This is a genomic window from Flavobacterium sp. LS1R10 (genome assembly GCF_003968825.1).
Lineage (GTDB): Bacteria > Bacteroidota > Bacteroidia > Flavobacteriales > Flavobacteriaceae > Flavobacterium.
This window is the reverse complement of sequence record NZ_RYDH01000001.1, coordinates 703,960-726,823: the sequence shown is the minus strand read 5'-3', so window position 1 is coordinate 726,823 and position 22,864 is coordinate 703,960. Positions and strand designations below refer to the sequence as shown.

At 36.8% G+C, this 22,864-nt stretch carries 16 protein-coding genes; 7 read left to right on the top strand and 9 right to left on the bottom strand.

Features of this window, described 5'->3' with window-relative positions; all coding sequences use genetic code 11:
• Positions 1 to 155: 155 nt before the first annotated feature.
• The 5 genes from EKL96_RS03240 to EKL96_RS03220 form a co-directional block, all read right to left on the bottom strand.
• Positions 156 to 1,310 (bottom strand): beta-ketoacyl synthase N-terminal-like domain-containing protein, encoded by a 1,155-nt coding sequence (locus EKL96_RS03240; RefSeq protein ID WP_126458124.1) that lies wholly within the window; start codon positions 1,308 to 1,310, stop codon positions 156 to 158.
• A gap of 127 nt (positions 1,311 to 1,437) precedes the next feature.
• Positions 1,438 to 2,709 (bottom strand): adenosylmethionine--8-amino-7-oxononanoate transaminase, encoded by a 1,272-nt coding sequence (gene bioA / locus EKL96_RS03235; protein WP_126458121.1) that lies wholly within the window; start codon positions 2,707 to 2,709, stop codon positions 1,438 to 1,440.
• A 57-nt stretch (positions 2,710 to 2,766) separates the two neighbouring features.
• The gene (bioD, locus tag EKL96_RS03230; RefSeq protein WP_126458118.1) at positions 2,767 to 3,384 is read right to left on the bottom strand and encodes a dethiobiotin synthase; all 618 of its coding nucleotides are present in this window, start codon (positions 3,382 to 3,384) and stop codon (positions 2,767 to 2,769) included.
• Positions 3,385 to 3,948: 564 nt separating this feature from the next.
• A complete protein-coding gene (locus EKL96_RS03225) occupies positions 3,949 to 4,749 on the bottom strand; it encodes a TIGR00266 family protein (RefSeq protein ID WP_126458115.1) in 801 nt (266 codons plus the stop codon).
• Between the two features lie 413 nt (positions 4,750 to 5,162).
• Entirely contained in the window at positions 5,163 to 6,455 is a 1,293-nt protein-coding gene (locus tag EKL96_RS03220; protein ID WP_126458112.1) for an aminopeptidase P family protein, read from the bottom strand.
• A gap of 215 nt (positions 6,456 to 6,670) precedes the next feature.
• Between EKL96_RS03220 and EKL96_RS03215 the strand changes: the two genes are divergently transcribed.
• Positions 6,671 to 9,508, top strand: a complete 2,838-nt coding sequence (locus tag EKL96_RS03215) for a WD40/YVTN/BNR-like repeat-containing protein (RefSeq protein ID WP_126458109.1) — start codon at positions 6,671 to 6,673, stop codon at positions 9,506 to 9,508.
• 74 nt (positions 9,509 to 9,582) lie between these two features.
• Here the strand turns inward: EKL96_RS03215 and aceA are convergent, their stop codons facing one another.
• Together aceA and aceB are read right to left on the bottom strand one after the other, a co-directional pair.
• Positions 9,583 to 10,863 carry an isocitrate lyase gene (gene aceA / locus EKL96_RS03210; RefSeq protein ID WP_126458105.1) on the bottom strand — a complete coding sequence of 427 codons (1,281 nt, stop codon included), beginning with the start codon at positions 10,861 to 10,863 and terminating at the stop codon, positions 9,583 to 9,585.
• A 62-nt stretch (positions 10,864 to 10,925) separates the two neighbouring features.
• On the bottom strand, positions 10,926 to 12,527 hold the full coding sequence (gene aceB / locus EKL96_RS03205) for a malate synthase A (RefSeq protein WP_126458102.1): 1,602 nt from the start codon (positions 12,525 to 12,527) through the stop codon (positions 10,926 to 10,928).
• Between the two features lie 161 nt (positions 12,528 to 12,688).
• Between aceB and EKL96_RS03200 the strand changes: the two genes are divergently transcribed.
• The 4 genes from EKL96_RS03200 (at position 12,689) to EKL96_RS03185 (ending at position 19,069) form a co-directional block, all read left to right on the top strand.
• Positions 12,689 to 14,170: a helix-turn-helix domain-containing protein gene (locus EKL96_RS03200; RefSeq protein WP_126458099.1), complete on the top strand. Its 1,482-nt coding sequence runs from the start codon at positions 12,689 to 12,691 to the stop codon at positions 14,168 to 14,170.
• A gap of 1,385 nt (positions 14,171 to 15,555) precedes the next feature.
• On the top strand, positions 15,556 to 16,221 hold the full coding sequence (locus EKL96_RS03195; protein WP_126458096.1) for a succinate dehydrogenase cytochrome b subunit: 666 nt from the start codon (positions 15,556 to 15,558) through the stop codon (positions 16,219 to 16,221).
• 12 nt (positions 16,222 to 16,233) lie between these two features.
• The gene (locus tag EKL96_RS03190; RefSeq protein ID WP_126458093.1) at positions 16,234 to 18,234 is read left to right on the top strand and encodes a fumarate reductase/succinate dehydrogenase flavoprotein subunit; all 2,001 of its coding nucleotides are present in this window, start codon (positions 16,234 to 16,236) and stop codon (positions 18,232 to 18,234) included.
• Positions 18,235 to 18,322: 88 nt separating this feature from the next.
• Entirely contained in the window at positions 18,323 to 19,069 is a 747-nt protein-coding gene (locus EKL96_RS03185) for a succinate dehydrogenase/fumarate reductase iron-sulfur subunit (protein ID WP_126458090.1), read from the top strand.
• Between the two features lie 110 nt (positions 19,070 to 19,179).
• Here the strand turns inward: EKL96_RS03185 and EKL96_RS03180 are convergent, their stop codons facing one another.
• Entirely contained in the window at positions 19,180 to 19,743 is a 564-nt protein-coding gene (locus tag EKL96_RS03180; RefSeq protein WP_126458087.1) for a hypothetical protein, read from the bottom strand.
• A gap of 74 nt (positions 19,744 to 19,817) precedes the next feature.
• Between EKL96_RS03180 and EKL96_RS03175 the strand changes: the two genes are divergently transcribed.
• Positions 19,818 to 20,588, top strand: coding sequence for an amidohydrolase (locus tag EKL96_RS03175; RefSeq protein WP_126458084.1), 771 nt, complete (start codon positions 19,818 to 19,820; stop codon positions 20,586 to 20,588).
• Positions 20,589 to 20,591: 3 nt separating this feature from the next.
• Here the strand turns inward: EKL96_RS03175 and EKL96_RS03170 are convergent, their stop codons facing one another.
• Complete coding sequence (locus EKL96_RS03170; RefSeq protein ID WP_126458080.1) at positions 20,592 to 22,244, bottom strand: Ig-like domain-containing protein; 1,653 nt, start codon at positions 22,242 to 22,244, stop codon at positions 20,592 to 20,594.
• Between the two features lie 218 nt (positions 22,245 to 22,462).
• On the opposite strand from EKL96_RS03170, the gene mce reads away from it, so the two are divergent.
• Positions 22,463 to 22,864 carry a methylmalonyl-CoA epimerase gene (mce, locus tag EKL96_RS03165; RefSeq protein WP_126458077.1) on the top strand — a complete coding sequence of 134 codons (402 nt, stop codon included), beginning with the start codon at positions 22,463 to 22,465 and terminating at the stop codon, positions 22,862 to 22,864.

Here is a 22,864-nt window from a genome sequence, read left to right as displayed (position 1 = left end):
AATAAAAATCCGCTTAAATCTGCGGTATCTGCGTGCCATTAAACCTTGACCTTTATAAACAGATCGTACCAATTAACACTGATTACCAAAATTTGTGAAATTAGAGTAATTCGTAGCTACTTTTTTAAAAAGAACACCTCTTATAAATGGCATCCTTATACACTCAAAAGAACACTTACCGCGTTTCCTCCAAAACCAACGGCATTAATCAATACTTTCCTAATCGGTTTTGTTTGTGCTTGCGCTTTTGCAAAAGGGACTCCGATAAAACGATTGTGTTGCAGCATCAAAATAGCGAATTCCATACTCAAAATCCCTGATGCACCAAAGGTGTGACCAATTTTCCATTTATTGGTAGTGAGCAAAGGCAGACTTTCACCAAAAACTTTCTGTATCGCTTTATATTCGGTCAAATCCCCTTTTACAGTTCCCGGAGCATGCATGACAATCACATCCACTTTGGACAAATCAGTATTTTGAAGTGCCATTTTCATGGATTTCTGGAAACAGGTCGCTTCTGCCGAAATAGAAATACTATGTTCCAGAATTTCTGTAGCGTATCCAATTCCTTCGATGTAGGCCAAGGCGTTTTCTTTTTCCCCAATTTCGAGACAACACACCCCAGCACCTTCACCCAGAATCATGGTGTTTTGCTTTTTTTCTAAATCAAGAGCCCGATTGGGATATTCTTCTGCGCGACTCGAATAAATTTTCAAGGCGCGCATTTGGGCAATCGTAAAATCAGTTAAAGGCGCTTCAGTTCCACCGACTAAAAACTTATCTGCCATTCCCGATTTTAGCCACGCCACTCCGTTTAACACGGCATGCAACGCAGTAGAACACGTAATAGAATGTGAGATTTCAGGGCCAGAACTTTGCAAATCATGTGCCACCCAAGAGGAAATATTGCCCAAAGTGGTCGTTGGAGAAGCCAATGTTTGTGCTTTTCCTGTTTTTAAATACTCCTGATAATTCTTTTCGAATAAATCCGTGGCACCGCGAGATGAACCAATATTGATTCCAAAAACGTCATTTGAATTCCAGCCTGCATTTTGCATCGCTTGCCGCGAAGCCGCCATAGCGTACAAAACGGATTGGTCCAAGGATTTATATTTGTTATCTGACTGTTTCAACTTGCGAATTATTTCAGTAGAATCAGCATCAATTTTGGCTACAAATGTGTTTTTTTGATCCAAAAAATGTTCGGAAAAACAATGATTTTTATCGAGATATTTTTTCCAAATTTCCTCAGGTGCATTTCCTAATGGAGAAAGGGAAGCTATGGCAGTTATGGAGATTGTTGTTGACAAGTTATTTTATTTTTCGCAAAGGTCGCAAAGTTATTTACATTCTGCGTTCAATCTGCGGAAAAATAGCACACCAATGACACGGATCTGAACCGATAAAAACGGATTTTTCTAATCTGCAGCCAAAAAACTAGACTATTTCTAACGCTTTTTCGACCACTTCATACACTTTTTGTAATTGCTCATCGGTAATAACATAAGGCGGTAAGATATAAACGATATTACCAACAGGACGCAGAATCACTCCGTTTTCGATAAAAAAATCATAGAGTTTGTTCCGTAAACTTCCGTAATAACTGGCAGCACTTTCGGTTTTTATTTCTAAAGCAAAAATAACGCCCAGCACTCGGGTTGCAGTAACTTTTGGATGATTTTTGATGCGCTCCTGAAAGTTCAGATGCCTTTGATTGACCCGAATTAAATTCGCCTGCATTTCATTCGTTTGCAGCAATTCCAAACTGGCCAAAGCCGCTGCACAACCGGTAGGATTTGCTGTAAATGTATGCCCATGAAACAACGCTTTATTAATATCATCATCATAAAAAGCATCAAATAAATCCTGCGTAAAAGTCGTAATCGCCATCGGAATTGTTCCTCCGGTCAACGCTTTAGACAAACACATCATATCTGGTTTTTCTAATAAATAATCCGTTGCAAACGTTTTTCCGGTTTTCCCAAAGCCGGTCATCACTTCATCTGCAATAGTCAGTACATTATTCTGCTGACAAATTCGCATTAATTTATCTAACGATTCTGGTTCGTACATCACCATTCCTGCAGCTCCCTGAACCAATGGCTCAAAAATAAAACCCGCACAATTATTGTTTTTTATTACATGACGTAAAGCGTTGTAACTTTGCTCTTCCTGCCCTTTAACAGGAACCGGAATCCGAATCACTTCAATCAAAGAATCCTTAAATGCTTCCACAAAAAACGATATTCCACTTGCGGCCATAGCACCAAAAGTATCTCCGTGAAACGCATTTTCAAAAGCAATTATCACCGTTCTCTTTTCTCCTTTATTGAAAAAATATTGTAGGGCAACTTTAATCGCAATTTCAACAGCCGTAGAACCATTATCGGAAAAGAATATTTTTTGTTGGTTTTTAGGTAAAATTTCCATTAGCTTCTCTGCTACCAAAATAGCTGGTTCATGAGTGAATCCGCCAAATAATACGTGCTCTAATGTGGTGAGTTGTTTGTAAATCGCATCGGCTATAAATGTATTGGAATGTCCGTACGGATTGACCCACCAAGAGGCAATCGCATCAATATATTCTTTATTGTTTTCGTCCCAAAGCAAAGCGCCTTTCCCTTTTTTGATGGCAATTGGCAACCCTGCCGTTTTGTGTTGGGTATACGGATGCCATAGATATTGGCGGTCTCTTTCTGTTAAAGTCATTTTAAATAATATATTCCACAAAGATACACAGAGAAAGCAAAAAGTTTCACAAAGATTTTATAAACTCAATAGCTGCTCCCGAAATAAAGCTGCATATTCCTGGATGACATTTTGATCAAAATATGGTTCTTGCGCTATACGTCCAATGCATTTTACAATCGTTTTACTCAGAATTATTTCTTCAGTAGCCTTATTTTCATCGCCCGAAAAAATAATTCCGGCGATTTTAATTTTTCGGTTTTGCAAAGCTTCAATGGTCAATAACGTATGATTGATACTTCCCAGATAATGTCGGGAAACCACAATCACTTTGTAATCGGGCTGAATCAAATCTACAACACAATCCTTAGCGTTTAACGGCACAAAAACACCGCCTGCACCTTCAATAACCAAGTGGTTTTCTGTTTGAGGTTCACTAATTTTCTTTAAATCAATAACAACTCCATCTCGTTCAGCAGCAAAATGAGGACTTGCAGGTGTTTTTAAGGCATAACCGTTGGGATGAATTACCGTCATTTTATTGGACAAAAACGATTTAATCTTATGACTATCTGAGTTGTCTAAATCCCCCGCTTGAATGGGTTTCCAATAATCAGCTTCTAAAGCTTCTGTTACAATGGCTGACGCGATGGTTTTACCTACATCAGTACCAATTCCTGTGATGAATAGTTTCATAAATTTAGCCTGCGGACAATTCTGATTTTACAGATTATCTCTAATTTTATTTGTTATGTTTTTTATTGTTTGTATGTATAATACGTTTCAATTCTGGATTTTCCCCAAAGCACATTACCAATCCAAGATCAATCTCAGAAGTTTTTGAACATTTCATTCTTTGTATGTAATTCAAGCATTCCGTTTCGGAGTGTAAAACCCCACATCGTTTTGTTCTCTAGAAAACCATGAGGCAAAATAATAGCGGTTCCTTTCCTGATATCGCAATAGGAGATGACGGTGTTTTTAAAGAGAATTTGTTTCCCTTTTTTGGGTTTGTTTCGAACGACTGTAAAATTAGGGCTTTAATTTTTTTTTAAACAGATGTGTCATATTATTTTTTAGAATTCTTGTATGGATTAGACTAAAAAATGCCAATAAAAATTAAAAAAAATATTTGAGCAGAATTAGTAAACAAAAAGTGTTTTTGTTTTGTCATTTCGACGAAGGAGAAATCACATTCTTGACTTTTATAATGAGACCCCTCCTTTGTCGGAATGACAATTGGACAAAATACTTTGTAAACTAAAATCGTTTATCATCATTGAGTAAACTGCCTAAACCGCCCAATAAACTGCCTTCGTCGCGACTGTTTCCGCCAGCTCTGGGAGCAGATGCGATGATTCTGTCGGCGAGTCGACTGAAAGGCAACGATTGCACGTAAACTGTTCCCGGACCGCGAAGCGTGGCGTAAAATAATCCTTCGCCACCAAAAATAGAATTCTTGATGCCGCCAATAAACTCTATATCGTAATCCACATCTTTGGTAAAACCTACGATGCAACCGGTATCGACTTTTAGGATTTCGCCTGTTGCTAATTCTTTTTTGGCTAATGTTCCGCCGGTATGCACGAACGCCAAACCGTCACCTTCTAATTTTTGCATGATGAAACCTTCACCGCCAAACAATCCGCGACCGAGTTTTTTAGAGAATTCGATTCCAACAGAAACACCTTTAGCGGCGCAGAGAAAGGCATCTTTCTGGCAAATGAATTTGCCGTCAAATTGCATTAAGTCAATTGGGATTATTTTTCCGGGATACGGTGAGGCAAAGGAAACTTTGCTTTTGATAGTATTTTGATTGATGAACGCGGTCATAAAAAGACTTTCGCCGGTCAATACTCTTTTTCCGGCACTTAAAAGTTTGCCGAACAATCCGTTTTCTTGTCCGGAACCGTCTCCAAAAATAGTTTCCATTTGGATATTATTGTCCATCATCATAAAACTTCCGGCTTCGGCAATTACAATTTCCTGTGGGTCTAATTCTACTTCCACATATTGCATTTCCTCGCCGTAAATGTGGTAGTATATTTCGTGTGCTTGCATGATTTCTGTACTTTAAGTTTTTGTTTAAAAGATTTTTACCATTAAGAAATTAAGTTTCATTTAGAATCAGAGCTTAATTTTTCTTAATTACTTAATGGTTTAAAATATTTTTTGTTTTTAAATAGGTCGGTAAGATGATTAAAAAGTTACAGCTTTACCATGGATTTTGGAATTGATGTTTTGGAATTGATGTTTTGGAATTGATGTTTTGGAATTGATGTTTTGGAATTGTAGATTTTCTCGTTGAAGTGCGCAAGGGATTACTTCACCGTACATTTGTTTTTATAGGAGTTCAGTGAATTTCATTTGCAGCGAATAGCCCGACGCAGCCGGAGTTTACGGAGGCTGGGTAGCGCCCAAAAAAAATCGGTTCACATTGCTGTAAACCGATTTCCTTATACGTTTTTGAGGAATTAACTGTTCATTAATTCTTCAATTTCGTCTACTTCAATTGGGATGTTGCGCATCATGTTGAATGGTTCGCCGCTTTCCTGAACGATAATGTTATCCTCCAGACGGATTCCGAAACCTTCGGCAGGAATGTAGATTCCAGGCTCTACGGTAAAAACCATATTCGCTTGCATGGGTTCGGTGAGGATTCCATAATCGTGCGTGTCCAACCCCATGTGGTGTGATGTTCCGTGCATGAAATATTTTTTGTAAGCGGGCCATTCCGGTTTTTCGTTTTGCACATCGGCTGTGTCAATAAGACCCAAACCTAGCAATTCTGAAGTCATTAATTTCCCAACTTCGATATGGTATTGTTTCCAAAGTGTACCTGTTGTCAGCATTTTAGTCGCTTCATTTTTTACGCGTAAAACGGCATTATACACTTCTTTTTGTCTTTTGGTATACGTTCCTGAAACCGGAATGGTACGCGTCATGTCACTGGAATAATTGGCATATTCAGCCGCAACATCCAGCAAAATCAAATCACCAGCTTTGCATTGTTGATTGTTCTCTATGTAATGCAATACATTAGCATTATTTCCGGAAGCAATAATTGGCGTATAGGCAAAACCTCTGGAACGGTTGCGAATGAATTCGTGAATTAGCTCGGCTTCAATTTCGTATTCGGTTACATTTGGTTTCACGAAAGGCAATATTCTTCTAAAACCGAGTTCCGTAATAGTACATGCTTTTTGGATTAAATCCAATTCTTCAGTTTCTTTTACAGAACGAAGGCGTTGTAATATCGGATTGCTTTTTGCAACAGCATGTGCCGGATATTTCTCTTTCCACCATTTTACAAAACGGGCTTCGCGAGTTTCGGTTTCTACAGTAGCGCGGTAATGCTCGTTGGTATTGATGTAAATCGTGTCAGCGTGCGTCATCATCTCAAATAAGACTTTTTCAAATTCCTGCAACCAATACACAGTTCTGATTCCTGTTACTTCAAAAGCACGCTCTTTAGTCAGTTTTTCGCCTTCCCAAATCGCAATGTGCTCACTGGTTTCTTTCAAGAATACCATTTCTCTTTGGTGCTCGTAAGGCGCATCCGGGAAAAGCAATAAAATACTTTCTTCCTGATCTACTCCGCTCAGATAAAAGATGTCGCGGTGTTGTGCAAATGGCAACGTACTATCTGCCGAAACGGGATAAATATCATTAGAATTAAAAATAGCAACGCTTTTTGGCTTCATCTGAGCCATGAACTTTGCTCTGTTTTTTATAAATAAATCACTGTCAATTTGATGGTATTTCATGTGTTGATTTTTATTGTTTTTTATGGATCATGTGTAGTTCACAGAGCGTTAGGATTCGTATTGATACCATTTCTGGCTACGCTCATTTTATAACAATTTGTTTATAATATTGAATAATCAAAAATACTAACTTTGAGAGAAACGGATGTTAATTACACGATAAAATTTTCAGATAACTATTTTTATGATTAATTTTCCAACTCAAATAAATTTACATGAAAAAAATAGTACTCTTTTCGGCTCTTATTGCACATAGTGTCTCCTGGGGACAAGTTTCTGCCGAAGCGATTCAGCAAGCCTTGGAAGCCAAAAAAACAATGGAAAAACAATCGCTTTTTCAAAATGTTGCTTTCGAAAATGTGGGTCCAACGGTGATGAGCGGAAGAGTGGTAGATGTGGATGTAAACCCCGAAAATCCAACCGAGTTTTATGTGGGCTATGCTTCAGGCGGACTTTGGTACACCAATAATAACGGAATGAGTTTTTTGCCTATTATGGATGCGGCGCCTACACAAAATGTGGGTGATATTGCGATAGACTGGAAACAAGGCACGATTTGGGTAGGAACTGGCGAAGTCAATTCGTCGCGATCGTCTTACGCCGGAATTGGAATTTTAAAATCCGAAGACAAAGGAAAGACTTGGCAAAATATGGGATTGCACGACAGCCATCACATCAGCAGAATTTTGATAAATCCATCAAATCCAGATGAAGTTGTTGTGGGTGCCGTGGGTCATTTGTACTCAAAAAATGAAGAAAGAGGAATTTACAAAACGACTAATGGTGGGAAAACGTGGAGTAAAACCCTTTATATCAATGATGAAACGGGAATTATAGATGTGGCTGTTTCACCAAAAAATTTCAAAGTTCAATATGCGGCTTCTTGGAGTAAAGATAGAAAATCGTGGGATTTTATAGGAAGCGGTGCTACTTCGGGAATTTATAAAAGTGAAGATGCGGGATTCACATGGAAACTTTTCACGAATGCTGAAAGCGGATTTCCGGTTGGAGAAGGCGTTGGAAGGATTGGTTTAGCGGTATATGACGATGAAAATGTGTATGCCATTTTGGACAACCAATTCAAAAGACCGTTACAATCCAAAAAAAGTAATTCGTTACCGGTTGCGTTTTCTATGCCGGGAGATGAATTCCTGAAATTACCTAATAAAAGTCTGAATTCTATTTTAAAGAATTACGGTTTAACCGAAAAATACAGAGCCGAAAATATCAAACACTGGGTTCAAAACGGGTATTTGCAACCTAACGAAGCAGCAAAAGTGGTTTTGGATGCGATCAATAGTTTAGCGGAAACAGAAGTAATTGGAGCCGAAGTATACAAATCAAGTAACGGCGGGAAAAACTGGACGAAGACCCATCAAGATTTTATCGATGATTTCTTTTATTCGTACGGGTATTATTTCAGTGTTATTTCAGTTGATCCTAACGATGTCAATAAAATTTATTTATCGGGTGTGCCCATTATAAAATCAAATGATGGCGGAAAAACATTCACCTCCATAAGCGAGGAAAATGTTCACTCGGATCATCATGTTGTTTGGGTGAACCCAAATAAATCAGGTCATTTAATCAATGGAAATGATGGAGGTTTGAATATTTCGTATGATGATGGAGCGCACTGGGTGAAAAGTAATTCGCATTCAGTGAGTCAGTTTTATTCAGTAAATGTGGATGAGCAAGAACCGTATAACATTTATGGCGGGATGCAGGATAATGGGGTTTGGGTTGGGCCAAGTGATTATAAATATTCCTCAGAATGGTACCAAACCGGAAAATATCCTTACGAAAATTTGATGGGTGGAGATGGAATGCAGACTCAAATTGACAAAAGGAATCCCAATATTGTTTTTACAGGGTTTCAATTTGGAAATTATTACAGAATTGATCGTGCGACTAACAAGCGGGAGTATATTTCGCCAAAGCCAAAAAAGGACGAAAAGCCCTTTCGATTCAATTGGCAAACGCCTATTTTATTGTCTTCACACAATCAGGATATTTTATACATGGGATCTAATTTCTTGCATCGTTCGATGAATCAAGGGGAAACTTGGACGGCTATTTCGCCGGATTTAACGCAAGGAGCAAAAGAAGGAAATGTTGCTTTTGGAACAATTGCTGTTATCAGTGAAAGTACCTTGCAGTTTGGGTTACTATACACAGGAAGTGATGATGGATTGATTCATGTTTCGAAAGACGGCGGTGCAACTTGGAACAAAATTTCGGGAAATTTACCGCAAAATAAATGGGTTTCCAGAGTCGTGGCTTCGGCACACAAGAAAGAAAGAGTGTATGCGACTTTGAACGGGTATCGAAATGATGATTTCACCAGTTATGTTTATATGTCAGATGATTTTGGTCAAACGTGGAAAAATATCGCCAATAATTTACCTGCAAGTCCAGTGAATGTAATTGTGGAGGATAATGTAAACGAGAATGTTATATATCTGGGAACGGATAACGGTTTGTATGTTTCATTAAATAAAGGAACATCTTGGGATGATTTTTCTAATGGAATTCCAAACGTGGCCGTTCACGATTTAGTGATTCAAAAGAAAGCAAAAGATTTAGTGGTAGGAACTCACGGTCGTTCGGTGTATAAAGTCAATTTGGATCAAGTGCAACAACTGAATGATAAAGTTGTAGCGGAAAATCTTCATGTTTTCGAACTTAAAAAGATAAAAAAAACAAAAGAATGGGGAAACAGCTGGAGTTCTTGGGCTAAGGCTTCAGAGCCAAAAGCAGAGATTTGGTTTTATTCGAATGGAGATGCAGAAGTGCTTTTGCAAATTGAGAACAGCTTGAAAGAAGTGGTTTATTCTCAGAAAGTGAAGGCTGTAAAAGGATTGAACAAACACGTATATGATCTTTCCATAACCAAAGCAATTGCTGATAATTGGAAAAATAAAGACAAAAAATTAAAATTGGAACCAGCCAAAAACGGCAACTATTACCTTCCAATTTCGGTGAATAAAATAAGCATTCAAAAAGGAAAAGAGAAAGTGGTTACTGATCTTGAAATTATCGAATCAAAATAAACAGTCCTTTTATTTTAAAAACAAAAAACACGATTTCATCTGAAATCGTGTTTTTTTTATAGTTGTTGTTCTGTTTAAAACTGTGCCGCTTCTGTAGAATCTTTCATTGCGGTTGTAGAAGATTTTCCAATTGTTACAGTATTTTGTACCGCATCAAAATAAGATGTTCCTACGAAACCTTGGTGTTTTACCGCTTTGAAACCGTGTTTTTGCAAAGCAAACTCTCTTTCCTGCAATTCAGAATATCCTGCCATTCCTCTTTCTTTGTAGGCTTTAGACAATTCGAACATACTAGTGTTTAATGCGTGGAATCCGGCTAAAGTGATGAACTGGAATTTGTATCCCATTGCAGCAAGATCTTCGCGGAATGTTTCCATTTCAGCAACGGATAATTTTGCAGCCCAGTTAAAAGAAGGCGAACAATTGTAAGCCAACATTTTTCCTGGGAATTTTGCGTGAATTCCTTCAGCAAATTGTCTAGCGTAATCCAGATCCGGATTGCTGGTTTCCATCCAAATTAAATCAGCGTAAGGCGCATAGCTCAATCCTCTGTCAATTCCTTGCTCCACACCACAATTTACATAGAAAAAGCCTTCTCCTGTTTTTTCTCCTGTGATGAATTTAGCGTCTCTTGGGTCAATATCGCTAGTCAATAAGTTGGCTGCATCCGCATCGGTGCGTGCCACAACAATTGTTGGCGTTCCCATTACGTCAGCTGCTAAACGAGCCGCAATCAATTTGTTGATGGCTTCTTGCGTAGGAACCAATACTTTTCCACCCAAGTGACCGCATTTTTTAGCAGAACTCAATTGATCTTCAAAGTGAACTCCGGCTGCTCCCGCTTCAATCATCGCTTTCATTAATTCAAAAGCATTTAGGTTTCCACCAAAACCGGCTTCGGCGTCAGCCACAATAGGAACTAAATATTCTTTTTTGTCTGCAGTCCCGTTAACCACTTGTATTTGATCTGCTCTCAATAAAGCGTTATTGATACGTTTTACAACCAATGGAACACTGTTAGCAGGATATAAAGATTGGTCAGGATACATTTCGCCGGCTACGTTTGCATCAGCAGCAACTTGCCATCCGCTCAAATAAATGGCGTCTAATCCTGCTTCTACTTCTTGAATGGCTTGGTTTCCGGTAAGCGCGCCAAGTCCGGCTACAAAATCCTGAGCATTTAGTTTATTCCATAAAGTATTCGCTCCAATTCTGGCTACGCTATGTTCTATTTGATACGAACCTTGCAATTTCACCACTTCTTCAGCAGTATATGGTCGCTCAATGCCATTCCATCTTGGGTTTGTAATCCAGTCGGTAACTAATTCTTGAATTCTTGTTTCTGTAGTTTTCATAGTGTTTATAAAGGTTTAATGGTGTTTAATGATTTTTTATTGAAATTGATTTTATTGAAATTTTAAATGTATTTGTATCCTGGAATAGTCAAAAACTCGATAAAATTGTCGTTCACGACCAGAATATCTAATAATTGTTCTGCCAATCTGTATTTTTGTTTTTCGTGATTCTCATCTCCAACGAGCTTTCTTATTTTTTCAAATTCTTCCATGGCCAGTCGGTGATAGTATTTTTCAGTCAGGACTTTTTGATTATCTAAAACCACTTTGTTTTGCAGCCATTGCCACAATTGTGATCTTGAAATCTCAGCAGTAGCGGCATCTTCCATTAAATTGTGCAAGGCCGCGGCGCCTTGTCCGTTGAGCCATGAAGCAATATATAAAACCGAAATACTGATGTTTTTTCGAACACCTTGCTCGGTAATGGTTCCTTTTGGCGTTTCCAGTAAATCACTTTCGGTAACGTATACGTCTTCTCTTTTTACCTGAATTTGGTTTTGGTTTGGCATGTATTTGTCGAATACCGTCATGGCAAGCGGAACCAAATCTGGATGCGCAACCCAAGTGCCGTCATGACCATTTTTTACTTCCCGTTCTTTGTCCGCAATTACTTTATCGAACGCAACCTTATTGGCTTCTTCGTTGTTTTTTATCGGAATTTGTGCCGCCATTCCGCCTATTGCGTGAATATTTCGTTTGTGGCATCTTTGTATAACCAATTGGGAATACGCACTCATGAATGGGGCAGTCATAGTCACCTGATCTCTATTGGGCACAATGAAAATTGGATTTTTTCTTAATTTTTTTATGTATGAAAAAATGTAATCCCATCGACCGCAATTAAGGCCTACAATATGCTCTTTCAGTTCAAAAATGATTTCGTCCAATTGAAAACTGGCCGTAATGGTCTCTATCAAAACTGTAGCTTTGAATGTTCCGTTATTTACACCCAAATATTCCTGCGTGAATTCGAAAACCTCATTCCACCATCGCGCTTCCAGATAATGTTCCAGTTTTGGAATGTAAAAATAGGGCGCCGTTCCATCCTCAATAAGTTGTTTGTAATTATGGAAAGCATACAAACCAAAATCAATTAGCGATCCCGAAGTTTGTTCTCCATCAATCAAAATATTTTTTTCCGGCAAATGTAATCCTCGTGGTCTGACAAGCAGAACAGCAGTTTTGTCGTTCAGACTGTATTTTTTATTTTTTATAGTGTCTTCAAGAGTGATGGTTTTATTCACCGCGTCTTTCAGGTTTTGCTGTCCTGACATTAGGTTGCTCCACGTAGGCGAAGTACTATCTTCAAAATCAGCCATGAAGGTTTTTGCTCCGGAATTCAAGGCATTGATCACCATTTTTCTGTCGACCGGCCCTGTTATTTCGACTCTTCGGTCTAATAAATCCTTGGGTGTTTGCGCCGCTTTCCAATTGCTTTCTCGGATGCTTTTTGTTTCAGCAGGAAAAGTGGGTAAGACCCCCTGATCAAATAAATCCTGTTGTTTTTTTCGTTCTTCTAAAAGGTCGAGTCTTTTTTTGTTGAAATTTTCATGAAGTAAAGACAAAAAAGTCATGGCTTCATCAGTTAAGATTTCCGGATACTGATCGGTGGTTTCTTCTGAAAAATTTAACAAATTTTTCGAATATACTTCTTTAAAATTCATTTTTTAACACATTTAAATTGATACTATTAAACTTTTGCTGATAATTATTAATTATTCAACACTGCAATACTACAAAAAGTTTTTTACAAAACAAGCGAACGTACGCTAAAAATTAAAAATATTTTTTTTGGCGTAAATATTTTTTACATTATCTTTGAAATATGAATATAGAAAAGGATTATATCAAGTTAATTTTTGGACTTAAACTCAAGCAGGCTCGTACCAATAAAAAACTGTCTTTATTTGGTTTGGCAAAAATCACGGACCTTTCAAAATCGTACTTGAACGAAATTGAAAAAGGGAAAAAGTATCCTAAAACGGATAAAATTATTCTGTTAGCCGAAAAACTCGATATTTCCTATGACAATATGGTTTCCTTGAAACTGGATAATAATCTGGCCCCCATTGGAGAAATCCTAAAATCTGGCATTCTGAAAGAGATCCCGTTGGATATTTTTGGGATTCAGGAAAATGATCTTATCGACATTATTGCTAACGCTCCTGCAAAAGTCAATGCGTTTATCAGTACGATTATTGAGATTGCGCAACATTATAATTTAACCAGAGAGAGTTTCTTCTTGGCTTCATTGCGTTCGTATCAGGAAGCGCACACCAATTATTTTGAAGATTTAGAGCTGAAGGTTTTGCAGTTTTCCAAAGCATTTTACGTAAATATTGACACTAAAATTTCGATTGAAGAACTCACAGCAATCTTAATGGAGGAATACGGATATACGATAAAAGAACTTGTTTTTTCGGAACAAGAACAATTGGGGGATTTGAGGTCGATTTTTGTACCAAAAAGCAAGACTTTGTTACTTTCATTAGATATTGACGAACCTCAAAAAGCATTTATTCTGGCCAAAGAAATTGCGTATAATTATCTCGCAATCACCGATAGACTGTATACGTTCAGTTGGATTAAATTTGATAATTTCGACCAAGTTCTGAATAATTTTTATGCTTCATACTTTGCGGGAGCATTGCTTATTCCACGACAGAAACTGATAGACGAACTGAATTTATTTTTGTCCAAAACAGATCCGAAACCTCAGGAAATGATTGCTTTGATGAGCGGGTTTAATGTTTCTCCGGAATCATTCTACCAAAGGCTGACCAATATTTTGCCAAAAGATTTTCAGTTAAAAAATCTTTTTTTCCTGCGATTGTCCCATCAAAAAGGAACGGATACCTATCAGATAAAGAAAGAATTACACATCACCAATCAGCAAGAGCCGCATGCGAATGAAATGAATGAGCATTACTGCCGAAGATGGGTTTCGATACGCACAATTGAGGAGTCTTTGAAGCAAAATAAAAACCACTTTTTTGATGCACAAATCTCCAGTTATGAAAACAGTAAAAATGAATATCTTGTTTTTTCATCCGCAACACCGGATCCGTTCAAGGTAGATTGTATCCGCAGTATTTCAGTAGGGATTTTAATTACTCCGGCCGTGAAGAAAAAATTTAAGTTTATGGAAAACGACTCCATTAAAAAACAAATTGTTGGGGTTACCTGTGAGACCTGTGCGGTAAAAAATTGTTTGGAACGTGCTTCTCCACCAATTCAGTTAGAGCAAAAAATGCGAAACGAGAATACGGAAGCGATTGTTCAAAAATATATGGCGAAATTCAATTGACTTTAAAACTCTTGTTATTTAATTGTAAATAAATCGTTTACGGTTAGTTTGTATTTAAATAATTTTTATCTTCGTAAGAATTAACCTTAAGTATATTAACTTGATAAAAAAAGTAATGCCTTTTAATTTTGTTCTTCTAACAATTTCTATACTGCTTTTTGGGTCTTGTGCTGACGATTCTGAAATCTCCGCGGATTCTGCTAAATCTATTGATCGTAACGAGTACATTAAACATGAAAAAAAATAGAAAATCCTTATTCTGTAAATAATTATCAGTAGAGCATTATCTAATAACAAACCTATAGATCGAGTGAGTGGCTATACGTTACCGCAATTAGAGCAAGCACCAGTGGGAGCAAGATCGTGATGGGAATGGCGCGATAATATCAAAAACAAATACGATAATCCAACTGAGATTTTTGCAGAAGAATTATTTAATAATTGGCAAGACTAAAAATATGAAGAATATACTATTTTTATTGCTCATACTGCTTTTTAGTAGCTGTACAGAACAATCAAGAATGTACTGCAACAAATCAATGTTTTAATCAAGCTAGAAACATTTTTAATCCAATGTTTAGAGATGAACGCACCGAAGTTTACACCATTACTCCGGAAGATTATCAAAACGCGCAAGACTGCGGTGGAAATTGTAATTAAGTACTATGGAAAATAAATGAGGCTTAGTATTTTGTATAGACTAAGTCTTTGTTGAAATAAAGGCTGTCTCCATTACGAAGACAGCCTTTATTTTATGTTACACAGTAGTAAGATCCTGCAATACTTAATGAAATATATAAAGTGTTAGTACAATAACCCATTTTATAACACGACTAGGCTCGATTTGACAATGGTATTAATGTCTATATTGTTGTGTTTTTTATAGAAGTTAAAATGAAATTTCAGGATTCATTTTAAGGAGTAGAATATACTTAGAAACAGATTTCGCCATTTCATTGGTGCAGTCCATATTTTTAGGCCCGTGTATTTTTAGAACATCAAAAGAGATGATGTTAGTTTAGTTTTTTTGCTTATAAAAGTAAATTTAGGAGTTTGACGACAATTTTTTTAAAGTTGTTAAAATTGTATTTAGTGACTTTTTAAGAATTTGAAAAATAAACCATGCCAAAATTATTGATATGATACGTTTAATGTGAATATTTTAAGGATTATTGTTTTCATTTGCAATCGTTAAATTTTAAAATATATTGTTTTTGTTGTGCTAAATGACAGATTTACAATATATTAAGTGCCGGCATTTAGTAAATTATTAACTTCGGGGCTTTAGCACTTTAAAATGATTATAAATTATAACGAAAAGGTTGTAGTTCACTACTAATTGCTCTATTTTTGTGTGATTCTTAAATTAATTCATTCAAATTCTTATGGCAAAATCTGCATTATTGAAATCGTCAATAGCAAAAAAAGTAGCTATGGCACTTTCAGGACTTTTTTTGATGTTGTTTCTAGCACAGCATTTTTTTATCAATATGACATCAGTGTTTAGTGAAAGCACTTTCAACTCGATTTCTCATTTTATGGGAAATAATCCTTTAGTTCAGTATGTAATTCAGCCTATATTAATCGTCGGGGTCGTTTTTCACTTCATCATGGGTTTTGTTTTGGATTTTAAAAACAGAAAAGCCAGGCCAATTGGGTATGCGAAAAATAACGGAGCTGCTAATTCTTCGTGGGCTTCCAGAAATATGATAGTTACTGGGTCAGTTGTTCTAGCCTTTTTAGCTTTGCATTTTTACGATTTTTGGGTTCCTGAAATGGTATATAAATATGTAGAATCTAATTCATTGAATGAAACAAGATATTTTCATGAATTAGCAGAAAAATTTGAAAGCCCCGTTAGAACAGGATTGTACAGTTTGTCTTTTTTATTGTTGTCTTTGCACTTGTGGCACGGTTTCAATTCTTCGTTCCAATCTGTAGGTTTTAATAATAAATATTCAAAATCGTTGCATACATTAGGATATGCTTTTGCAATTGTAGTTCCTTTTGGTTTCATTTTCATTGCATTATTTCATCATTTCAATCATTAATATTAAATTATAATGGCATTAGATTCAAAAATTCCTACAGGTCCAATTGCGGACAAATGGACAAATTATAAAGATCATATTAATTTAGTAAACCCTGCTAACAAACGTAATTTAGATATAATTATAGTGGGTACAGGTCTTGCTGGAGGTTCTGCTGCTGCAACATTAGCAGAATTAGGATATAACGTAAAAGCATTTTGTTTTCAAGATTCACCCCGTCGTGCGCACTCCATTGCTGCACAAGGAGGAATCAACGCTGCAAAAAATTATAAAGGAGACGGTGACTCTGTTCACAGATTGTTTTACGATACTGTAAAAGGTGGAGATTATCGTGCTCGTGAGGCTAACGTACACCGTTTGGCGGAAGTTTCCGGTAATATTATTGACCAATGTGTGGCGCAAGGTGTTCCATTGGCTCGTGAATATGGAGGGTTATTAGATAACCGTTCTTTTGGCGGAACTTTGGTTTCTCGTACTTTTTATGCACAAGGGCAAACAGGTCAACAATTGCTTTTGGGTGCTTACTCAGCAATGAATCGCCAGATAGGTCGTGGTAAAGTAAAAATGCACAACCGTCATGAAATGCTGGATTTAGTAATCGTAAACGGAAAAGCAAGAGGAATTATCGCTCGTAACTTAGTTACCGGTGAAATAGAAAGACACTCTGCTCATGCTGTTGTTATTGCTTCTGGTGGTTATGGAAATGTGTTTTTCCTTTCTACCAATGCTATGGGAAGTAACGCTACTGCTGCCTGGAAAATCCACAAAAAAGGGGCTTTCTTCGCTAATCCTTGTTACACACAAATTCACCCTACTTGTATTCCTGTTTCAGGAGACCACCAGTCAAAATTGACATTAATGTCAGAATCATTGCGAAATGATGGACGTATTTGGGTTCCTGCAAAATTAGAAGATGCGCAAGCGATTCGAGAAGGAAAGAAAAAAGCAACCGATTTATCAGAAGATGAAAGAGATTATTTCTTAGAAAGAAGGTATCCTGCCTTTGGTAACTTAGTGCCTCGTGATGTAGCTTCCCGTGCTGCCAAAGAAAGATGTGATGCAGGTTTTGGAGTAAACAAAACAGGTGAAGCAGTTTATTTGGATTTTGCGGCAGCTATTCAACGGTACGGAAATGAACAAGCGTATGTGAAAGGATTGGATACTAATGATACTAAATTAGTAACTAAATTAGGTACTGAACTTGTAAAAAGTAAATACGGGAACTTGTTCCAAATGTATTATAAAATTGTAGATGAAGATCCTTATACTGCTCCAATGATGATTTACCCTGCGGTACATTATACAATGGGAGGTACTTGGGTTGATTATAACTTGCAAACTACTATTCCGGGTTGTTTTTCCATTGGGGAATCGAACTTCTCAGATCATGGAGCTAACAGACTTGGAGCATCGGCTTTGATGCAAGGTTTAGCAGATGGGTATTTCGTATTGCCATATACTATTGGAGATTATTTAGCTCCAGACATTAAAATGGGTGCCATATCTACAGATTTACCTGAATTTGTTGCTGCTGAAAAAGCGGTAAAAGACCAAATCGAAAGATTCATGAACAATAAAGGAACACATTCTGTTGACTATTTTCATAAGAAATTAGGGAAAATTATGTGGGACAAAGTGGGAATGGCTCGTAATGAAAAAGGATTAAACGAAGCAATTGTAGAAATTGCTGCTTTGCGTGAAGAGTTTTACAAAGAAGTAAAAGTTCCCGGAGATGCGAATGGTTTGAATCAAGAATTGGAGAAAGCAACTCGTGTTGCCGATTTCCTTGAATTGGGGGAATTATTTGCTAAAGATGCATTACACCGTAATGAATCTTGCGGAGGACATTTCCGTGAAGAATACCAAACTGAAGAAGGAGAAGCGCAACGTGACGATGAGAATTTTGCTTACGTAGCAGCATGGGAATACACTGGGAAACCAAGTGAAGCAATTTTACACAAAGAGCCGTTGGTATTTGATAACGTGAAATTAGTTCAAAGAAGTTATAAATAATTTAGTCTAATGTCTAACGTCTTAAAGTCAAGTGACTCCATGTCAATCGACTTTCGACTTTCGACTCTATGACTTTCAAACTAAAAATATGAAACTTACATTAAAAATATGGCGTCAGAAAAATGCCGCTGCAGAAGGTAAAATAGTTGAGTATCCTATAGATCATATTGAGCCAGACATGTCATTTCTTGAAATGCTTGACATTTTGAATGACGAATTGATCATGAAAGGGGATGAACCAGTTGCATTTGATCACGATTGTCGCGAAGGAATTTGCGGAATGTGTTCTTTGTATATCAATGGGGAAGCGCACGGACCAGACCGTGGCGTTACCACTTGTCAATTGCACATGAGAATGTTCAAGGATGGTGACACCATTTTTATTGAGCCGTTTAGAGCTAAAGCTTTTCCTGTAATAAGGGATTTAGTGGTCGATAGAAGTTCTTTTGACAGGATTCAACATGCGGGAGGATTTATATCCGTAAACACCTCAGGAAATACTATTGATGCTAATACGATCCCTATTAATAAGGAAGATGCGGATAATGCTTTTGATGCGGCTACTTGTATTGGTTGTGGAGCTTGTGTGGCGAGTTGTAAAAACTCATCGGCGATGCTTTTTGTCGCTGCAAAAGTATCTCAATATGCGTTGTTGCCACAAGGAAGAATTGAAGCTACTGACCGTGTATTGAATATGGTGAGCCAAATGGATGCGGAAGGTTTTGGGAACTGTACCAATACTGGAGCTTGTGAAGTAGAATGTCCAAAAGGAATTTCTCTTGAAAATATTGCCAGAATGAATAGAGAATATTTATCGGCCAGTTTAAAAGGGTAAACATTTAGTCCTAAAGGTCAAACTCAAAGGACAAGGATTGCATAATAATTTAAAACGCATTCAATGTCAAAGTTGAATGCGTTTTTTTATATAAAATAATCTATTATACACTAATCTTTCCATCCCCAAGGTGCGGCAGGCGTACCTACTGTTTTTGTCAAATCAAATTTCACGGTAAACAGTCGGTCAGAACCGATGCGCCTTAGGTTGTACGTGAAAGAAGTTTCGTCAAGAGTAATCCACCAAACATTTGCAGCAGCATTTGGAATCAAATCACAGGTTTCCTCATCTGCCGGAAAAAACTGAAGCGTTGCTGACCCCGCATTAGTGGTTGTCCCTCCATATTGTGTCACCTTATCCTCCGAGCCATCTTCGTGGCGGTGGTCGTGTTTCAACTGGATGCGATCGTTTTCATAAGCAAGTACCCATGTTCTTGATTTGTCGTCTCCTACAAAAAACGGAATCCGAATCGTTTTTTCATCGCAGTTGCGGACATGCATCACCAGTTTTTTATCCCGAAAAGTATCATTGGTTGCACCCTCTGTGACTGTTCCTTCAAAGGATTTCCCACATTGTTTTTGTAGGTTTTCCCAAAATTGTTTCGCTCCCGATTTTTCCTGTCCAAAAATAAAAACAGAAAACAGAAAAGAGTATACAAGAAATATCTTTTTCATAAAGTCATTTTTTAGCTAATATAATGAACTTATGGTGTTGTGATATTTCTTATTTTTATAAAAAATAAAGTAAAATGAAAATTATCCTAATTCAAGCTCCTTTAGTTTGGGAAAACCCAAAAGCCAACCGAAACTATTTCGAAGAAAAAATCAGTGCACTTACTGAAAAGGTAGATTTGATTGTGCTTCCTGAAATGTTCACAACGGGCTTTACGATGAATCCAAAGGATGTTGCAGAAACAATGCAAGGCGAAACCATTGTATGGTTACAATCATTGGCAAAAGCTACAAATAGTGCTATAACAGGAAGTTTAGTTATTAAGGAAAACGGAAATTTTTACAACAGAATGGTGTTTGTATTTCCTTCTGGAACAATTCAGTGCTATGATAAAAAACACTTGTTTACTTTAGCTGGCGAAGATAAAGTATATACTAGTGGCACCCAAAAAACGATTGTAAATTATTTAGATTGGAAAATTTGCCTTCAAATATGTTACGATTTGAGATTTCCTGTATTTTCCAGAAATTCAGAGGATTATGACTTGGTGATTTATGTTGCAAGCTGGCCAAAAATTAGAACAAATGCTTGGGATGCTTTATTGAAAGCACGAGCGATAGAAAACATGTGCTATGCTATTGGTGTCAATAGAATCGGTATTGATGCAAATGGTTATGAATACATAGGTCACTCACAAGCAGTCGATTTTCTGGGGAATTACATTCAAGAACCAATAGAAACAGAAGGTTTGTTTTTAGTAGAATTAGACCCAGAAAAAATGCTGGAAACCCGACAAAAATTGGGTTTTTTGAATGACAGAGATTCTTTTGAAATAGAAAACAGGTAACGTTTATTTCTTCTTGTTGGTTTTCTTTTTAGGTTCCGGAATGTAGGGAAGACTTAAATCAAATGCCTGGTTGACGTCCCAATTTGCCCGAACAGGAATTTCTTTGGAAAAGTAAATCACTTCCTCGGCTTGACGTTTTTCTAAATAATTACCGGAATCCCATTCCTTGTTTTTATTGGCATCATAAATAATTCGGAGCGTGTACAGCTCGGGGTCAATTAAATTAAAATTTATTGTGGTGTTTTCCTCGGTATATTCAGTAGCTAAAACGTCCCCTTTTGCATTCGTGAGTTCAACAATGACGGGAAATTGTTTTGCTTTTTGCAACTGCACGGTCAGATTCCCATAATCAGCAGTGCTTTGAGTGTTTAATTTATACGTTAAAGTATCGTTTGTTTGTTCGAAAAAATCAGTTAACGCTCCAGGTAAAATTTCAAATGTATAATTTTCGGAAGGTTCTTTTATGAAATCAAAAAATAGCTTTTGATTGAATTCGTCGTATTTAGTGGTAAACGACACTGCATCTTTTGCGTTATTGGTTAGGTTTATTTTCGAATTTTCGAAACGGGTTAAAGGAGTATTACTTTCTAATGTAAATTGCTCTCTAAATTTTAAGGTTCCGTTTTGCAGGGCTATGACGTTTAAAGTATCTTTTTTCTGATCTTTTATTTTAAAGTTGAATTTCGATTCATATTGACCTTTGGCTACAGCCAAATTTAGTGAATCAGCTTTAATGGGCTTGTACCAGATTTGAAGGGAATCTTTTTTTGGAAATTTAGTAATGACAGTAGGCAGAAGATCGTTGTTGTTTTTTAAAATTATTTTGGGCCTGTCATCAGCAGAATTTATTAGTCCCTCATACCCTACTAACAAACGGTTTCCTGAGGCTTGACTAGGCTTAAATGTTTTGAAAGGAAGTGTTTCCTTAAATAATTCTAACTCATAAATAGTGTCATTTGGAATCGTAATAAAGTCTTTGCTAAATCCAATTTTATCTGTTTTTGGGTTGTATTTATTGTTGCTGTTGTAGTCTTTCATGGCTACAAGAAGATATTTCCCTGCTTTTAAATTCTCTAAACGAAACGTCTTCAAGCTGTCCAATGTGTTGGTTACATATCTTGGGGTTTCAGTATAAACAACGGAGTCCTTGAAACTGTCATTGACTTCGTAAAGCATAACTGATACGAATGATTCCACTTCTTTTTCATACGCACTTTTCAGAGTACCGCCAAGGCTTAAAGAGTCAATATAATCGCCGGTAGAAAATACATATTTGAATTGATTTAACGGATTTCCTTCATTATTATCAGCAATACTTTGTCCAAAATTAAAGCTGTACGTGGTGTTGGGTTGTAGTGTATCTTTAATTTTTATGGTGATCGTTTTGCTTGCCGTTGTGGGTAAAACCAATGGATCGTTCTTCATTGGTGGCGAAATAATCAATTGTTTGTTCAGGTTTTTTATTTTAATATTTTCGTCAAATACCAACTTAATCTCATCTCCTTTGAATTTTGTGTTGAAGTTTTCCGGGAAACTCATTTTCAAAACAGGCGCAATAGTATCTTTTAATCCCCCGGTGATAGAGCCTCTTTTGGCACAACCAGCTACAATAAAAAGCAATAATAAGAAGGCGTATTTTAAATTGTTTTTCAACATATCAAATCATAATTAGAATTTACAAAATAACAATTATAATTCATGTGATTGTTATTTTTTATAAAATTATTATGAGCAATAAATTCAACTTGCCTTTTGTGGGGACCTTGTTTTTTCTTTTTAATGTTTAATTTTACACTGAAAAATAATTGTAGTTATAATTCGCAGTGGTAGTAGAGTTTTTCAACTAAAGTAGCGTTGCGCTCAAAACATAAATAATGAGGAAAATAGAACACATTGGGATTGCAGTTAAGAATTTAGAAGTTTCTAATAAAGTTTTTGAAAAGCTTTTTGGAGCTCCGGCCTACAAATTCGAGGCGGTGGAAAGTGAAGGAGTAACAACTTCTTTTTTTATGAATGGGCCGAACAAAATTGAGCTCTTAGCGGCTACCAATCCAGAAAGTCCTATTGCTAAGTTTCTTGAAAAAAAGGGAGAAGGCATACACCACATTGCCTTTGACGTAGAAGATATAGTTTTAGAAATTGCGCGTTTAAAAAAAGAAGGTTTTATTGTATTAAATGAAATTCCTAAAAAAGGGGCTGATAACAAGTTAGTTGTCTTTTTGCATCCAAAAAGTACGAATGGCGTTTTGATTGAGTTGTGTCAGGAAATAAAATAA

Coding starts and splice junctions, on each gene's coding strand:
- EKL96_RS03180 (WP_126458087.1), bottom strand. CDS start 19,743: ATGAAAAAGATATTTCTTGTATACTCTTTTCTGTTTTCTGTTTTTATT.
- bioD (WP_126458118.1), bottom strand. CDS start 3,384: ATGAAACTATTCATCACAGGAATTGGTACTGATGTAGGTAAAACCATC.
- EKL96_RS03190 (WP_126458093.1), top strand. CDS start 16,234: ATGGCATTAGATTCAAAAATTCCTACAGGTCCAATTGCGGACAAATGG.
- EKL96_RS03195 (WP_126458096.1), top strand. CDS start 15,556: ATGGCAAAATCTGCATTATTGAAATCGTCAATAGCAAAAAAAGTAGCT.
- EKL96_RS03170 (WP_126458080.1), bottom strand. CDS start 22,244: ATGTTGAAAAACAATTTAAAATACGCCTTCTTATTATTGCTTTTTATT.
- aceB (WP_126458102.1), bottom strand. CDS start 12,527: ATGAATTTTAAAGAAGTATATTCGAAAAATTTGTTAAATTTTTCAGAA.
- EKL96_RS03185 (WP_126458090.1), top strand. CDS start 18,323: ATGAAACTTACATTAAAAATATGGCGTCAGAAAAATGCCGCTGCAGAA.
- EKL96_RS03225 (WP_126458115.1), bottom strand. CDS start 4,749: ATGCAAGCACACGAAATATACTACCACATTTACGGCGAGGAAATGCAA.
- bioA (WP_126458121.1), bottom strand. CDS start 2,709: ATGACTTTAACAGAAAGAGACCGCCAATATCTATGGCATCCGTATACC.
- aceA (WP_126458105.1), bottom strand. CDS start 10,863: ATGAAAACTACAGAAACAAGAATTCAAGAATTAGTTACCGACTGGATT.
- EKL96_RS03200 (WP_126458099.1), top strand. CDS start 12,689: ATGAATATAGAAAAGGATTATATCAAGTTAATTTTTGGACTTAAACTC.
- EKL96_RS03220 (WP_126458112.1), bottom strand. CDS start 6,455: ATGAAATACCATCAAATTGACAGTGATTTATTTATAAAAAACAGAGCA.
- mce (WP_126458077.1), top strand. CDS start 22,463: ATGAGGAAAATAGAACACATTGGGATTGCAGTTAAGAATTTAGAAGTT.
- EKL96_RS03215 (WP_126458109.1), top strand. CDS start 6,671: ATGAAAAAAATAGTACTCTTTTCGGCTCTTATTGCACATAGTGTCTCC.
- EKL96_RS03175 (WP_126458084.1), top strand. CDS start 19,818: ATGAAAATTATCCTAATTCAAGCTCCTTTAGTTTGGGAAAACCCAAAA.